The organism is Archangium sp. Cb G35, from assembly GCF_001896145.1.
GTDB classification, from domain to species: Bacteria; Myxococcota; Myxococcia; order Myxococcales; family Myxococcaceae; genus Archangium; species Archangium violaceum.
In genome coordinates, this window is the sequence record NZ_MPOI01000001.1 from 51,160 (window position 1) to 64,032 (window position 12,873).

12 protein-coding genes and 5 tRNA genes are annotated in these 12,873 nt (G+C 69.4%); 6 read left to right on the forward strand and 11 right to left on the reverse strand.

The features are described from left to right. Positions 1-143 precede the first annotated feature (143 nt). The gene (locus tag BO221_RS00215; RefSeq protein WP_233165555.1) at positions 144-1,586 is read left to right on the forward strand and encodes a DUF92 domain-containing protein; all 1,443 of its coding nucleotides are present in this window, start codon (positions 144-146) and stop codon (positions 1,584-1,586) included. Between the two features lie 21 nt (positions 1,587-1,607). Here BO221_RS00215 and BO221_RS54705 read toward each other — a convergent pair. The 5 genes from BO221_RS54705 to BO221_RS00230 form a co-directional block, all read right to left on the reverse strand. Then, a tRNA-OTHER gene (locus BO221_RS54705) sits at positions 1,608-1,676 on the reverse strand. A gap of 20 nt (positions 1,677-1,696) precedes the next feature. Beyond that, a tRNA-Ala gene (locus BO221_RS54710) sits at positions 1,697-1,767 on the reverse strand. Positions 1,768-1,771: 4 nt separating this feature from the next. Beyond that, positions 1,772-1,842, reverse strand: a tRNA-Val gene (locus BO221_RS00220). 18 nt (positions 1,843-1,860) lie between these two features. Beyond that, positions 1,861-1,931 (reverse strand) — tRNA-Ile (locus BO221_RS00225). Between the two features lie 19 nt (positions 1,932-1,950). Then, positions 1,951-2,026: transfer RNA gene (locus BO221_RS00230), tRNA-Glu, on the reverse strand. A gap of 105 nt (positions 2,027-2,131) precedes the next feature. On the opposite strand from BO221_RS00230, the gene BO221_RS00235 reads away from it, so the two are divergent. Next, positions 2,132-2,605, forward strand: coding sequence for a hypothetical protein (locus BO221_RS00235; RefSeq protein ID WP_143195184.1), 474 nt, complete (start codon positions 2,132-2,134; stop codon positions 2,603-2,605). On the opposite strand, the gene BO221_RS00240 is transcribed toward BO221_RS00235, so the two are convergent. Together BO221_RS00240 and BO221_RS00245 are read right to left on the reverse strand one after the other, a co-directional pair. Further along, on the reverse strand, positions 2,589-3,566 hold the full coding sequence (locus BO221_RS00240) for a stage II sporulation protein M (protein ID WP_073558328.1): 978 nt from the start codon (positions 3,564-3,566) through the stop codon (positions 2,589-2,591). The genes BO221_RS00235 and BO221_RS00240 overlap by 17 nt on opposite strands. 1 nt (position 3,567) lies before the next feature. Further along, positions 3,568-4,332: an RDD family protein gene (locus tag BO221_RS00245; protein WP_073558329.1), complete on the reverse strand. Its 765-nt coding sequence runs from the start codon at positions 4,330-4,332 to the stop codon at positions 3,568-3,570. A gap of 146 nt (positions 4,333-4,478) precedes the next feature. On the opposite strand from BO221_RS00245, the gene BO221_RS00250 reads away from it, so the two are divergent. Further along, positions 4,479-5,003, forward strand: coding sequence for a DUF2267 domain-containing protein (locus tag BO221_RS00250; RefSeq protein WP_073558330.1), 525 nt, complete (start codon positions 4,479-4,481; stop codon positions 5,001-5,003). A gap of 70 nt (positions 5,004-5,073) precedes the next feature. On the opposite strand, the gene BO221_RS00255 is transcribed toward BO221_RS00250, so the two are convergent. Continuing rightward, the gene (locus BO221_RS00255) at positions 5,074-5,583 is read right to left on the reverse strand and encodes an Hsp20/alpha crystallin family protein (protein WP_073558331.1); all 510 of its coding nucleotides are present in this window, start codon (positions 5,581-5,583) and stop codon (positions 5,074-5,076) included. Positions 5,584-6,075: 492 nt separating this feature from the next. Between BO221_RS00255 and BO221_RS00260 the strand changes: the two genes are divergently transcribed. After that, positions 6,076-6,765, forward strand: a complete 690-nt coding sequence (locus tag BO221_RS00260; protein ID WP_073558332.1) for a response regulator transcription factor — start codon at positions 6,076-6,078, stop codon at positions 6,763-6,765. A gap of 226 nt (positions 6,766-6,991) precedes the next feature. After that, entirely contained in the window at positions 6,992-7,684 is a 693-nt protein-coding gene (locus tag BO221_RS00265; RefSeq protein ID WP_073558333.1) for a WecB/TagA/CpsF family glycosyltransferase, read from the forward strand. Between the two features lies 1 nt (position 7,685). On the opposite strand, the gene BO221_RS00270 is transcribed toward BO221_RS00265, so the two are convergent. Beyond that, positions 7,686-10,913 carry a type 2 lanthipeptide synthetase LanM family protein gene (locus tag BO221_RS00270; protein ID WP_073558334.1) on the reverse strand — a complete coding sequence of 1,076 codons (3,228 nt, stop codon included), beginning with the start codon at positions 10,911-10,913 and terminating at the stop codon, positions 7,686-7,688. A gap of 29 nt (positions 10,914-10,942) precedes the next feature. Then, positions 10,943-11,179, reverse strand: coding sequence for a mersacidin/lichenicidin family type 2 lantibiotic (locus BO221_RS00275; protein ID WP_073558335.1), 237 nt, complete (start codon positions 11,177-11,179; stop codon positions 10,943-10,945). A gap of 179 nt (positions 11,180-11,358) precedes the next feature. Between BO221_RS00275 and BO221_RS00280 the strand changes: the two genes are divergently transcribed. Further along, complete coding sequence (locus tag BO221_RS00280) at positions 11,359-11,994, forward strand: hypothetical protein (protein WP_143195185.1); 636 nt, start codon at positions 11,359-11,361, stop codon at positions 11,992-11,994. Here the strand turns inward: BO221_RS00280 and BO221_RS00285 are convergent. Further along, positions 11,979-12,851, reverse strand: a complete 873-nt coding sequence (locus BO221_RS00285; RefSeq protein ID WP_073558337.1) for a class I SAM-dependent methyltransferase — start codon at positions 12,849-12,851, stop codon at positions 11,979-11,981. The two genes, BO221_RS00280 and BO221_RS00285, sit on opposite strands and share 16 nt — an antisense overlap. Positions 12,852-12,873: the final 22 nt, after the last annotated feature.

The window sequence follows — 12,873 nt, forward strand, 5'->3', positions numbered from 1 at the left end:
GCGCAGATCCCACGGGGGTGGCTCTGCGCTTATCTGCGGCAGGGTAGCATACTGGAAGAAAAGCTGACAAAAGACTACAAGTAAGAGATGCGGGAGACTCGCCCCCCTACGGGATTTCCTGTATTTTTCTTGAGTCCCAAGAAATGATGATGAGTCAGGACATCCAGGCGCTTTTCTGGTCCTACGGATATGTCGGGGTTTGTGTCGCGGCGGGGGAGCTGGCCCTGCGGCTGGGCCTGTCGCGTGAGCTCGCGCGGAAGATCATCCACGTGGGCGTGGGCTTCTGGATTTTCGGGACGCTGGGGCTCTTCGAGAGCCGGGAGTTCGCGGTGGTGCCGTCGGCGACGGCGGCGATGGCGAACTGGTACATCCACCGCAAGCGGCTGCTGAAGTCGGTGGAGGCCGAGCCCGACAACCTGGGCACGGTGTGGTTTCCGGTGGCCTACTCGATGCTGGTGTGGCTGGCGTGGGACAGGCCGGCGGTGGCGGCGGGAGGTGTCATGGCCATGGCGGTGGGAGATGCCGTGGCCTCGCTGGTGGGCCGGCGTTTCGGGCGCCACCGGTACGAGACCTTTCACGGGGAGCACAAGAGCCTGGAGGGCTCGCTGGCCCTGTGCGCCAGCACCTTCGTGGCCGTGCTGGCCGTGTTGACGTGGATGCCGGGAGTGGCGCCGGACATGCCGCGGGTGCCGCTGGCGCTGCTGTGCGCCGTGGTGGCCACCTGTGCCGAGGCGCTCGGCACGAAGGGACGGGACAACCTCTGGGTGCCGCTGTCCGCGGGGGCCGTCCTCTACCTGGTGCCGTCCACGCATGCCTGGGGACTGGGAGTGGGAGCCGTCATCGCCCTGGCCATCGGCGTGCTGTCGTGGGCCCGGGGCTCGCTGAGCCCGAGTGGTGTGCTGGGGGCGATCCTCGTCGGCACGCCCGTCTTCGGGCTGGCGGGGGCGGTGGGCTCCGCGGCGCTGCTCGGCTTCTTCATCTCCTCGAGCGTGCTCTCCAAGACGTTCCGGGCCCGGAAGGCCGGTGTGGAGGAGGAGTACGCCAAGACGGGGACGAGGGATCTGGGCCAGGCGCTGGCCAACGGAGGCGTGGCCGCGGTGGCGGCGGTGCTGCTGGGCGTCACCGGAGACGCGCGCTACTCGCTGGCCATGCTGGGAGCCCTGGTCGCGGCCAACGCGGACACGTGGGCCACGGAACTGGGAGTGCTCTCGCGCTCGCCGCCGAGGCTCGTCACCACGTTGCGGCAGGTTCCGCCCGGTACGTCCGGCGCCGTGTCGGGAGCCGGGCTGCTGGCATCCACCGCGGGCGCTGCGTTCGTGGGAGGCCTGGCCGTGCTCGCGGGAGTACCGGTGGCGCTCATTCCGTGGCTCGTGCTGGCGGGAGTGGCGGGCTCGCTGGTGGACAGCCTGCTGGGCGCCACGGTGCAGGACGTGCGCTGGTGCGATGCCTGTGGGCGGGAGACCGAGCGCAGGGTGCACCGGTGCGGACGCTCCGCGCGGCCCCTGCGTGGCTTCTCCTGGCTGGGCAATGACACCGTCAACGTGGTGGCCACGGCCGCGGGCGCCCTGGTGGCGTTCTGGGCGTAGCGCGCCGCGCGTGAGAGGAATTGGACCGGCCGGGAGTCGAACCCGGCACATCAGGCGTGCAAAGCCCGATTCCGCCCCGGCGGCCAGCCCGTGAGTGTGGGGAAGGAGAGTGGAGTCACCGGGAGTTGCACCCGGATCTCCGCCTTGCGATGGCGGCATCTTCCTGTTGGACGATGACCCCAGATTACGCGAGCAGGGAGTCGCACCCTGATCTCCGGCGTGTCGGACCGGTGCTCTGCTGTTGAGCTACACGCGTGTCTGTCTATGGAACCAGTAGGGACGAGCAGACTCGAACTGCTGTCTCCCGCTTATCAGGCAGGTGCTCTACCTTTGAGCTACATCCCCTCGTGTCTGGTTGAAGCGGTGGCATCCCGTGAGGGAGTCGAACCCTCATCGCTGGAATGAAAAGCCAGCATCCTGAGCCGTTAGACGAACGGGACGGCTGCTTCAACCGTCATGCGAAATCAGACGCGAAATGCCACGGGTTCCTGACAGGGGCGTGGTTCAGGCCACTGCTCGCGTGGAACGGGGTAGTATCCGGTTCCATGACTCCAGACGAAGCACTCGCCGAAGTGACCGCCCTGGTGCGGGAGGGCCGCACCATCGATGCCATCAAGCGCTACCGCGAGCTGACGGGCGAAGGGTTGAAGGAGTCCAAGGATGCCATCGAGCAGCTCGCCGAGGGGCGCCCTCCGCGCTTCTCGTCCGAGGCGCTCCAGCGGATGACGGGCGCACCGCCGGGTGAGTCCTTCTCCGCCGGGCAGCGGGCCGAGCTCGAGCGGCTGATCGTCGAGGGAAAGAAGATCGAGGCCATCAAGCTCCATCGCCAGATCGCGCGCACGGGTCTGAAGGAGGCCAAGGACGAGGTCGAGGCCCTCGAAGCGGAGCTGCGGCGGAAGAGCCCTCTGCCGTTTCCGGGAGACGCCGCGAGGCGGGACACGGGGCGGCCAACCTGGGTCTGGCTCCTCCTCGCGCTCGGGGCCGGTGCGCTCCTCGCCGTGTTCATCCAACAGGCGTAGGCCCGGTTCCGTCCCTGCCGGCGCGCAGCAGGTAGAGCCAGAAGAAGCCCCCCAGCGCGAGTCCCAGCGCGGCCTTCACCCACGAGGAGAAGAAGTCGCCGGGGGACACGAAGCCCTCCACCACGGCGATGAGGGCGAGGAAGGGCGCGCAGCCGAGCACCAGCTTCACGGCCTCGCGCCCCCGCAGCGCGAGCGCCTGCCCACGGGGCAGCTCGCCCGGGTCGACGAGGGCCTGGCCCACCATGAGCCCCGCGCCTCCGGCGATGACGATGATGGAGAGCTCCACCGGCCCGTGGGCGGCGATGAAGTCGAACAGCTTCGCGCCCATGCCTTCGTGCACGCACAGGGCGGCCACCGAGCCCAGGTGCACGCCGTTGTTGATGAGCACGAACACCGTCCCCAGCCCCAGCAGGATGCCGGAGGCGAAGGTGACGATGGTCACCGTGAGGTTGTTGGTGGCGATGCCCGAGGCCACCGCGTTGGGCGGCGACACCGTGAGGATGCCATCCGTCCACATCTCCTTGCGCGCGATGAAGCCGCGCAGGTGCTCGGGGACGAGCAGTTCCGCGCCACGCGGCTCCAGCAGCACCACCACCGCGCCCAGGAGGATTCCCAACAGGAAGAGGCCCGCGCTGGCGGCCACGAAGGCACCGTTGGCGCGCAGGGTGCGCGGGAAGTCCTGGCGGAAGAAGGCCAGGGTGGAGGCCAGCCGCTCGCGCGGCGGCTGGTAGATGGTGGCGTAGGCCTGGCCGCACAGCTGGTTGAGGAAGCGGTGCACGTCCGTGCCCGCGTAGAAGGTCTGGGCATGCGCCAGGTCCGCCGCCGCCCGGCGGTAGAGGACATCGAGCGTTCGCAGCTCGCCCAATTGCAGGGTGCCCGCGCGCTGCCGGTCGAGCAGTTCCTTCAGGGCGTCCCAGTCGGGGCGGCGGCGGGTGACGAAGGCGGGCAGGGGAGCGGCCACGTCAGCGCTCCGCCTGGACGCGGGCCCTCAGGAAGGCCTCGGTGCTCTGGGCCGAGGCCAGCACGGTGGCGCGTCCGGCCTTGTCGAGCCCTCCGTAGCGCTCCACCAGCTTCGTCCCCAGGCGCGCCCGGGCCTGGGGCTCCAGCTCCGGCGCCCGGGTCAGGAAGGAAAGGATGAGCTCCACGTCCTCCGCGGTGAGCCGCTCGGAGTGGGTGGCGGTGGGCAGTGCCGTCGCTCCCACGGTGGGCGCCGTGTACTTGTCCAGGTCGATGCGCTCCTCGCGCACCAGCAACGTGCCGGCGAGCAGATCTCCCAGCCTCCGGTGCTGGCGCGTCAGCAGCACGCTGAGGACGCCCACGGCGTAGACGAGCGGCAGCGAGTCCACCACGCGCACCAGGTTGCGCACCGCGCTCTCCAGCACGCCCACGGGCGAGCCATCCACGCGCACCACCCGGATGCCCACGAGGCGCTTGCCCGGCGTCTGCCCGCCCATGAGCACCTCGGCCGCCGTCCAGTACACCCACTGCGTGGCGAACACCCCCACCACCATCAGCGTCTGCGCCAGGCCGGACAGCCCCTGGAAGAAGCCCACCACGTCACTCACCAGCAGCGTGAAGGTGAAGTAGGCGACCACCCAGAAGACGAAGAGGATGAAGAGATCGACCAGGTAGGCGAGGCATCGGTAGCCGATGCCGGCCACGGGCAGCGAGAGCGATACCCGCTCGGGCGTGGCGACGTCGAGGCTCGGGGAGGGGGCGGAGTCCATTCGTCCGGGAGATTACCCGGAACACGCCTGGAGGTCCGCCAGGGCAGGCACCAGGGCGGGCACCCCATTGCCCCGGCCTCGCTGCACGCCATGCCCGGGCGTGGTCAAGGTCAGAAGGAACCCTTCAATGCCACGGGGAGGCGGACATGGCGGACACGGATCCCACGGGAACCAACATCAATCAGCCGTCGCAGCGCACGGAGGACCAGGGCCAGTCGCGGCGGCTCTCGGGGGTGGACCTGCAGACCCGGCGCGAGCAGCGCAGCGAAACCCGGCGCAACCAGACCTACAAGGCCTTCTTGCGCAACCTCATGGTCATCGGCTCGATGAACGAGGAGGAGGCGGAACGCGCCGCGGTGTCGGTGCTCTGCGTGCTGGAGCAGCGGCTCTTCGGCGAGGAGGCCGCGCACCTGGAGGCCCAGCTGCCCGGCAAGCTCCAGGATCTGCTCATCCGCTGCGAGCGGCACGTTGGCAAGCCGGCCAGCAAGTTCGGCAGGGATGGCTTCGTCCAGATGGTGTCGGAGGACCTGGATGTGGACTCGCTCGAGGCCGAGCGGAAGATCCGCGCCGTCTTCACCGCGGTGAGGGATCAGGTCTCCGAGGGGGAGATCGAGGACGTCATCGGCCAGATGCCCCACGACCTGCGCGATCTGTGGCAGCGCACCATCTGACGGGCCCGGGGCCTGGAATGAAGAAGGGGCTGGAGGACTCCAGCCCCTTTCCCGTTGTTTCACGCCCGGCTCAGGCCTTCATCTTGCCCTGCTTGCCGGCGTCCGTGGTGCTCACCTGGATGCGCTTGGGCTGCATCTCCGGCTGCTTGGGCAACCGCAGGTGGAGCACGCCATCCTTCAGCTCCGCGTTGACGTTGTTGGCATCCACGCCCTCGGGCAGCGTGAACGAGCGGGTGAACGAGCCGTAGCTGCGCTCGTAGGTGTAGAAGCGATCCGATTCCTCCTGCTGCTCCGTCTCCCGCTTGCCGCTGATGGTGAGCCTGTCCCCCGTCAGCGTGATGTCCAGGTCTCCCTCCTTCACCCCGGGCACGTCCGCCTTGAAGATGTAGGCGTCCTTCGTCTCCTTCACCTCGAAGGCCGGGATGAAGCCCAACGGCGTGTCACCGCCGCCCACCATGCGGCCCACCTGCTCGAACGGATCGAACCCCATCAATTCCTTCATCCGCTCGAAGGGATCCAACCCCCGGGTCCACCGGCCAACCGGCGAGCCACTGCCTCGACGCACTGGAAGATCCGCCATGACAAGTCCCTCCTTGTGCTCGGGTCGTACCCACGCTGGGGTACGGCCCCTACAGTCAGGGTAGAGCGGGGATGTCGACGCACAAGGCACACCCGGAGGCCGCCCCCTGTCCTCCAGAGCATCCGCCCGCGGACCCTGGAATAGCCCACCACCCGACACCTCCAGGGGCTATGGGTGTAGCCGTGCACACTCAGCGGCAAATTGGCGTGGATCGCGACTGGACGGATGCCATACCGATGGGCATTCGTGGGTAACGCCAGTCACACGGTGGGTGAACTGGAGGGAGTGGTGGGTCGAATCTTTCCAGTAGACGTCGGAGGTGCGACTCAGGAGAGAGACAAGCGTCAACAGGTTGTGGATGGTGCTGACCGGTGGGACGAAGGCCTCGCGGAAAATCGACGCAGACCACATCAGGAGCCGCGAGTGCTTCCAACACCGGGTGCAGTGAGTCTCAAAGGTAGTTGTACGCCATGACGGCTGGGGGGCCCTCGCATGGCAACGAATCAAGCGGAAGTGCGGGTTGGATTGTTGGAAGGACCGTGGGCGGTCTATCAGGGACTGGCCGATGGGCTGAGGGGAGAAGGGCTTCAGGTCCTGTGGGTGACCCGGGATGTGAGGACGCTCCTCGATGGCATCGGCACGGATCCGCCGCAGGTGGCCATCCTGGACGTGGAGCCGGAAGGCGACGCGCACCTGGGCTGCCCGGCCACGGAAGGGCTGAACCTCCTGCGTGAGGCGCGCAAGCGCCGGCTGGAGGTTCGGATGCTCGTGCTGTCCTCGGCGCATGCACAGGACTTCATCTCCCAGTGCTTCGACGAGGGGGCCTCGGGCTACCTCTTCCGGCAAACCCTGACGACGAACGCCGTGTGCACGGCCGTCAACGCCCTGGTGCGCGGGGAGAAACTCTTCCCGGTGCAACTGTTGCGCAACGACTTCGAGCATCCTCCGGTGGCCACATCCACCGCGAGCGTGCTGCTCACCCTCACGCAACGTGAGCGCGAGGTGCTCCAGTACGTGGCCGGCGGCGCGGACAACTTGAAGATCGCCGCGCACCTGCAGATCGCCGAGCGTACAGTGAAGTCGCATGTGACACAGCTGTACCGGAAGCTGGGGGCGGAGAACCGGACCCAGCTGGCGTTGCGCGCCTGTCACCTGGGTGTCCGGCCTCCGCCGGATCTCTAGCGCTCCAAGAATCCGGGGACGGATGTAACACCGTCGTCAGTCCCCGGTCATTCATTCGTCAGACCCCCCTGGCAGATCGTGGTGCGTGACACCACTGTCCCAGCCCATCGAGGGCGCCAGGAGGAGGAGGGTGATGAACGGGGTTGTCGGGCTGGAGACGCCAGGGAGTCTCGCGCTTCCAGCACCGAGGAGAGTTGAGCGGGAGGCCGGATGGGCCTTTCCGCGCATGCGCATCGGTCAGGTTCCGCTGGACATGGGGAGCCTCGACGAGGTGCTCGTGTGCATCGAGCGGCTCGTGGCCACCGGCCGGGGTGGCCGGGTCCTCACGCCAGGGGTGGAGCAGATCGTCCGCGCCGAGCGGGAGGCACCGTTGCGCGAGGCGCTCGCCACGGCGGAGCTGTCGCTCGCGAGCGGCACGGCGCTGGTGCGTGCGGCGCGGGTGATTGGCTCGCCGCTGCCGGAGCTGGGTGCCCGGTGGTTGCCGGCGCTGGCCGGGCTGGCCCGTGCGCGGGCGTGGCGGGTGCTCGTGGTGGCGGATCAGCCCGGGCTGGCCGAGTGGACCGCGTGCGCGCTGCGGGACCGGTACGAGTTGCTCGCCGTGGGCGTTGCCGCCACGGGTGTGCCCGAGGACGGGCAGGGGCCCGGGGTGGAGCGGCTGATCGATCGTGTGGCCCTGACGCGTCCGGACCTGGTGCTGGTGTCCATGGCGACGCCGAAGCAGGAGCTGTTCTGCCAGTACGCCGCGGAGTTGTTGCAGACGGCGGTGGTGGTGGGGACGGGCCGGGCGCTGGAGTCGTTGTTGGACAGGCCCTGGGTTCCCCGCCGCCGGCGGCCGTTGCTGGCCTCGGTGATGGCCCCGGTGCGGTGGCTGCGCCGGAGCCTGGCCTTCCTGCGCGTGATTGCCGCTTCGCGGCGCTGACTCAGGGCATGGCCAGGGTGAGCACCGGGGGCACCTGCTCCGGTGCCGCCAGCCGCAACAGGCCGTAGCCGATACCGGCCAGTCCCATCAATAGCCCCGGGGTCTCGGTACCCCGGGGCAGTCCGCACCGCCAGCCGCGCGTCCGGGCCTGGTGGAGGATGTGGGCCGCGCGCTCCCTCGCGGCGTGGCTCCATCGCTGCTCCCCGAGCACCTCGCCCGCCAGGAGCAGCGACTCCACGTTGCCCAGGTCCCCATGGCAGAGACAGTGGCCGCCGCCGAAGCCCTCGCTCAGGGTGGTGGTGAGCGCCGTCTCGAGCTCCGCGCGGACTTCCGGGCCATCCAGGTACCGCAGTGAGCACAGCCTCCCGAGCGCGATGCCCGGCGCGCCATGGCACCACGTCACCATGAAGCCGGGGCTGGCTTCTCCCGTGGACGCCTCGGGCTCGCGGAGATCCTTCCAGTTGCCGCGCTCCGGCACGAAGAGCGCGCGCTCGTAGATGAGCGCCTGGTGGGCGAGCTCCCGGTAGCGCGTGTCGCCCGTGGCGGCGGCCAGTGCCAGCAATGCGTACGCGATGCCCGCCGCGCCGTGGGAGAAGCCCGACAAGGGCCGCTGGGCCGCCGGCCCCTTCCAGCCCAGGCCCCCCTCCGGACACGGTTGGGCGGTGACGAGGAGCCGCTCCCCGCACCGTCTCGCCGCGTCCAGCAGCCGCGGGTCCCCGGTGCGGGCATGGAGTCCGAGCAGCACGAGCGCGCAGCCCGCGGAGCCACTGAGGAGATCCAAGCGGGTGTCGGCGTCGATGAGTGGTTCCAGGGTGGGGAGGCCGGCGATCACATCGTCCAGCAGCGCTGGCTGGTTCCAGAGCGCGGACAGGTGGGCGAGCACGTACGCGGAGGAAGTCCGGCCGACATAGGCGCCCACGCCCGCGTCGCTCGGATCGGGGTTGCGCCAGGCATCGCGGACGGTCTCCAGGCCCGCGCGGGCGAGCTGCTCGAAGTCCGCGCGTCCCGTCTCCCGGGCGAGGTACGCGAGGAAGAGGGAGACGCCGCCGACGCCCTCGTACAGATCCGTCCCCAGGGGCGAGAGGCTCCAGCGCCATTGGCCGAGGTCCTCCAGGCTCATGCCGATCCACGACACATCCGTCTTGCCCCGGATGGCCCTGGCCGCGAGCTGCTCTCCGATGGAGACGGCGGCGGCGAGGCAGTCCTCGCGCGAGGCGGGCGGAAGGGAAGGGGGCGGGGTGGTGCTCGCGGCGGGACGCGCGGTACCCCGGCCCTTGTCGAGCGACACCATGGACTTGCGGATGAGGGAGACCTGCCAGGCACAGTCCTTCTCGTCCATCCGCGCGAGCCGCTCGCGTACCTCGGACAGGCTGTCGCGCGCGAAGTAGTCGCGGATGCACTCGCCGGTGCTGTTCCACAGGTGGCGCTGGCCGGGACGCGTGGTGAAGAGGGGAATGTCCCCGAGCCGCAGGTCCGCGTGCTCCGAGGGCACGAGCCGCCGCAGCGCGGGCACCAGGGAGGCCTCGGCCCAGAGGTTGTCGAGCACCTTGTCGCGCTCCAGGCCCTCGCGCAGGAAGTCGGGGTGGACGCTCTCCTGCAACAGCAGGGCGTAGCGCTGGGTGGCGCGCACGATGTGGCGGACTTCCACATCGGCGAAGGACTGGAGGCGGGCGCCGAGCTCCTCGCGGTGCTGGCGCAGGAGCCGGTGTGTCTCCTCGAAGCCCTGGACGATGTCCTCGGTGAAGCCGGCGGCGTCCACGGGCTGACCCTGGAGCAGGGGACGGTTGCTGGAGCCCGAGGTGCGGCCCTGGCGGCGCACCATGCGCATGGTGTCGCTGTGGGCGTCCTCCACCATGGGCACGGCCTGGGGCGAGAGTTGTCCGGCCTCGCCGCCCAGGCCGCTCATGTCCACCCCGGCGCGTCCCGCCCGGCCGAAGATGAGCATGGGCAGCATGCCCACGGAGATGATGGAGCGATCCAGCTCGCCCCAGGCGCGCTGCATGGCCGAGTCCCCGGTCTCCAGGGCGAGCCGCTGATGGAAGAGCGCCTCCAGGTCCACGAGCACGGGGTACTCGCCCGCGGCGATGAGGTTCTCCAGGTGGAAGTCCACGGCCGCCAACAGGTGGAGCAGGGCCAGGGAGCTGCCCTGCCGCCAGTAGAAGCGCTGGAGCGCCTCGCGCGAGTCACAGCCCGTGGCCTCCACGTGCTCGACCCAGCCATGGGTGCCCCGGTCCAGCACGGTGAGCACGCGGTGCGGGTAGCGCGCGCCCCACGCGTTCAGCGTCTGGAGGAGCTGCTGGAAGCGGACGTCCACCGCGAGCGACTTCGGCTTGTAGACGAGCCGCAGACCGGAGCTGAAGCGCAGCAGGACCACGCTGCGGCCCTCGCGGTGCAGGTCCGAGACGCCCGACTGGAGGCCCACCAGGGTGCCGATGTCCTGGCCGTCGAGAAAGGTCTGGCCGAGCTGTTCCCGCTCACTGGCGAGGCGCTCGAGGAGCTCCAGGCTCACGGTGAGCCACCGCTCGGTGCTGGTGGCGAGCAGGCGGGCGAGCACCGGGTACTCCTCCAGCAGGGCGGCGAGCACCCTCGGCTCCTGGAGACGCACGGTGGAGAAGTGGTGGAAGCGCTCCTGGGGCGTATCGCCGGGGAGCTCCTCCATGACCCGCGCCACGTTCAGCTCGAGGATGAGGGTGCGGGTGGAAAGGGTCTGGAGCCGGCGCGCCAGGCCCTCGAGCAGCGAGGCCTCGGCCTCGGGAGACAGCAGCGGAAGCCCCAGTCCGAAACGGGCCTGCAACGCGGCGGTGACGGTGCGCAGCCTCGCGGCGGCGAGCCGGAGGAACGGTTGGACGAAGCCGGAGAACGCCAGTCCTGGCTGCCCTGGACCGGAGGGAGGCTGGAGCGAGGGAGGCAGCGGCTCTCCGGCGTGCCGCTGCTCGATGACCTCCTCGATGAGGGAGACCCAGGGGCCATTGTCCTCGGGGGCGTCCTCCTGGTTCCCGGACCGGACGAGGATCCGCAGGAAGGCCTCCCGATCGAGCCCGACGCTCTTCAACCGCTCGTCGAGCGTCGCATCGTCTCCCGCCATGAGCTGACGCCAGGCGCTCGCCCGGCGCTCGGCTTCCTGGAGTACCGGCTCACTTTCCGAAGGGGGATCCTCGTGCTTCGCGGTAGCCCGCTCGTGAAGGAACGCGGCTTTCTTCCAGGGAAAGACAGGAGCAATGAATTGCATGGAGGGTCACCTGGGGTCCGGGGAAACGGTCAGGCCACCTCGAGGTCGCGGCACATGACGATGCCGCACGTCGGCACCCCATCGGTACACCCCGTGGAGGGCTCCAGGGCGGCCCTACCGCCGGTGACTCCGAGCAACTCGCTCTCGTCGAGCTCGGTCAACGCCCGGCCCGAGGGAGACTCGGGGAGGGAGGCACGCTCCTCGGCGGAGAGGCTGGCGCGGAACGCGGGGTCCTTCCAGGCACGGACAATCGATTCCTTCTTCATTTCGTTCACTCCAGGGCTGGGACCGGGCGTCACACCCGGCACCCGGTTGGAGTGAGAGGGCCCCGGATGTGACACGGGACCTGCACGAGCGCTGGGCCTTTCGCGCATCTGGATGCACACGCCTCGCGTGAAGTGGCTCGGGACCGCTCGCTGGTACGGCCCGTGCTAGGGGCCCGGACATGACAAGAACCGTGTTTCTGCTCGTGACGTGCGTGGCGGGCCTGGGAGCGCTGCCGGGCTGCGTGTCGACGGGGATGGCCCGTACCGTGGATCCGGGGAAGCTCCAGGTGTCGCTCTCCGGTGGCCTTCAGGGGAACGTCAGCTACATCCCCCAGGGCGAGCTGGCCGTCCGCTATGGCGTGACCGAGCGGGTCGACGTGGGTGCTCGCCTGTTCCTGCCGGGCGCCGAGGTGGATGCCCGGTTCGCGCTGCTGCGCGCGCCCTCGCTGAAGAGCGGGGTCGACGTCACGCTGGCCCCCAGCCTCGCCTACGTCTTGCCCATGAGCTCGACCACTCCGGGACTCGTCTTCCCCTCGCTGCCGCTGCTGGTGGGCTTCAACCTGGGCGGGAGCCAGCTCGTGCTCGGACCCCGGGTGGGCTACGTCATCAAGACCGGGCAGTCCCTCACGTCCCAGAGCTTCGACGGCAATATCATCGTGGGCTCCTCACTGGGTCTGGCCATTCCCATCGGCCAGGTGTTCCGCATCGTTCCCGAGGTCTCCCTGCTGCATCGGGCGGGCAGGTCCCTCGGCTCCGGGGAAACGGCGCTCCATGGTGGCATTGGCCTGGTCTTCGGCGGCTACGCGGCGGAGTGAGACGAAGGTTCGCGCTCCGTCCTCCTCGCCGCGAAGAGCCACGTCACTCCGCCGAGCTGGACCTTCCCGCCCGTCCGGTAGTGCTCGCACTCGCGGATGACCTCCCCCTCCCAGGCTCGCTGCTCCTCCGGAGACAACTCCTGCGCGAGCTTCGCCACGGGCCCCCCGAAGCTGCGAATCCAGTGCACGACTCCCGCACCATCCGCTGCCTCCATCACGGGGATGTGCATGGACTCGACATGCTCCACCGCGAACCCGCTGCGCGTCAACACCTCGCGGAAGCGCTCGGGGTCGGCGTAGCGGAACACGCTCGGAGCATCGGGCTCGACGGAAGGCAGGGGACGGAATCGGGCCATGGTCCTGCGCGGCAGTGATGCGTACTCGACCTGCTCGGGTCCTCCCCAGGTCGCACACACAAGGAGCCCGGAGGGCCGGAGCGCTCGCCAGATCCGCTCCAGCGCACGTTCGGGCCGGGGCATGTACATCAATGCCCAGCGCACGGTCGACACATCGAAGGATTGCTCCGGCACCTCAAGCGTCTCCGCATCCGCGGCACGGAACTCGATGTTGGACAGAGCCAGGGCATGTGCCTGCTCCCGCGCGACCTCGAGCATGCCGTCGACCAGGTCCGTTCCCAGTACGAAGCCGGAGGGGCCCACACGCTGCGCGGCACGGAGCGAGGGCTCGCCCATGCCCGAGGCCACATCGAGCACCCGCATGCCCGGTCCAAGCCGGGCGAGGTCGAGCATCCGCTCACTGACGGGTGCCGTGAGACGTGACTCCATCTCGTGGTGCCTGCGGACGATGGCGATGCGCTCGGCCCAGGAGATCTGCTGCTGGGGTGGGGGAGTGGTCATGGGTTTCACCGGTTCAGGGCAA